Below are 1,756 nucleotides of genomic sequence, written 5' to 3'. Positions count from 1 at the left end.
GCTACAAGGAGACGGAGAGCGATTGGTCGCGCGAGGAAATCGGCCGCTACATGAGCGAGACGCCCTGCGCCGCGTGCGGCGGCAAGCGCCTGAAGCCTGAGGCTTTGGCGGTGAAAATCAACCGCTGCGATATCGGCGACGCCACTGCGCTCTCGGTGAAGGACGCGCATGATTGGTTCGCGGCCCTGCCGAAAAAACTGACGAAGAAACAGAATGAGATCGCCGGCCGCATTCTCAAGGAAATCCGCGAACGCCTGACCTTCCTCGTCGATGTGGGTCTCGAATACCTGACGCTCGCGCGCGCCTCCGGCACGCTGTCGGGCGGCGAGAGCCAGCGCATCCGTCTCGCTTCGCAGATCGGTTCGGGTCTCACGGGCGTKCTTTACGTTCTCGACGAGCCGTCCATCGGCCTGCATCAACGCGACAACGAGCGTCTGCTCGTGACGCTGAAGCGTCTGCGCGACCTCGGCAACACGGTGATCGTGGTGGAGCACGACGAGGATGCGATCCTGCAGGCGGATTACGTGTTCGACATCGGTCCCGGCGCGGGCATCCATGGCGGTCGCATCGTCGCCGAGGGTACGCCGAAGGAGATCATGGCGAACCCGAAATCGCTCACCGGGCAATATCTCACTGGCGCCAAAAGCGTCCCGGTTCCGGCACAACGTCGCAAATTGCAGAAGAGCCGCATGCTCAAGCTCACCGGCGCGCGGGGAAACAACCTGAAGAACGTGACTGCGGAAATTCCGCTCGGCACCTTCACATGCATCACCGGCGTTTCGGGCGGCGGCAAGTCGACCCTCGTCATCGACACGCTCTACAAGGCCGTGGCCAAGAAACTCAACAACGCGATGGAGCACCCGGCCCCGTTCGATAAGCTCGAGGGGCTGGAATATCTCGATAAAGTCATCGACATCGACCAATCCCCCATCGGCCGCACGCCGCGCTCGAATCCCGCGACCTATATCGGCGCCTTCACACCGATCCGCGAATGGTTCGCCGGCCTGCCCGAAGCGAAAGCTCGCGGCTATCAGCCGGGGCGTTTCTCATTCAACGTGAAAGGTGGACGTTGCGAGGCGTGCCAGGGCGATGGCGTCATCAAGATCGAGATGCACTTCCTGCCCGACGTCTACGTCACCTGCGACATCTGCAAAGGCAAACGCTACGACCGCGAGACGCTGGAAGTGAAGTATCGCGACAAGTCGATTGCGGACGTCCTCGACATGACCGTGGAAGAAGCGCGCGAGCTGTTCAAGGCCGTGCCGTCGATCCGCGAGAAGATGCAGACGCTAGCGCGCGTCGGCCTCGATTACGTACATGTCGGCCAGCAGGCGACGACGCTCTCCGGTGGCGAGGCGCAACGCGTCAAGCTTTCGAAGGAACTCTCCAAGCGCGCCACCGGCCGTACGCTCTACATCCTCGACGAGCCCACCACAGGCCTCCATTTTCACGACGTGGCGAAGCTACTCGAAGTGCTGCACGAGCTCGCCGACCAGGGCAACACCGTCGTCGTGATCGAACACAATCTCGAAGTGATCAAGACCGCGGACTGGGTCATCGACATGGGCCCCGAAGGCGGTGACGGCGGTGGACAGATCGTGGCGCAAGGCACACCGGAAGACATCGCCAAGGTTTCGGCGAGTCATACCGGACGGTTCCTGAAAGAGGTGCTCGCGCGCAGACCCCTGAAGCGCGCAAAGGCGACGAAACAAGCCGCGGAGTGATCGGTGGAGTGATCGGCCGCGCAGCATCGATC

1 protein-coding gene is annotated in these 1,756 nt (G+C 62.3%); it reads left to right on the top strand.

Annotated features, from left to right (window positions below; all coding sequences use genetic code 11):
* Positions 1 to 1,724 (top strand): excinuclease ABC subunit UvrA (gene uvrA, locus AC1DT3_RS20050; RefSeq protein WP_477466970.1); only part of this gene is annotated, 1,724 nt, incomplete at its 5' end.
* Between the last annotated feature and the right edge of the window lie 32 nt (positions 1,725 to 1,756).

Source organism: Microvirga sp. P4_G7, assembly GCF_056401005.1.
Note: the sequence above shows the minus strand (reverse complement) of the source record. Positions and strands in the feature narration are given on the sequence as shown.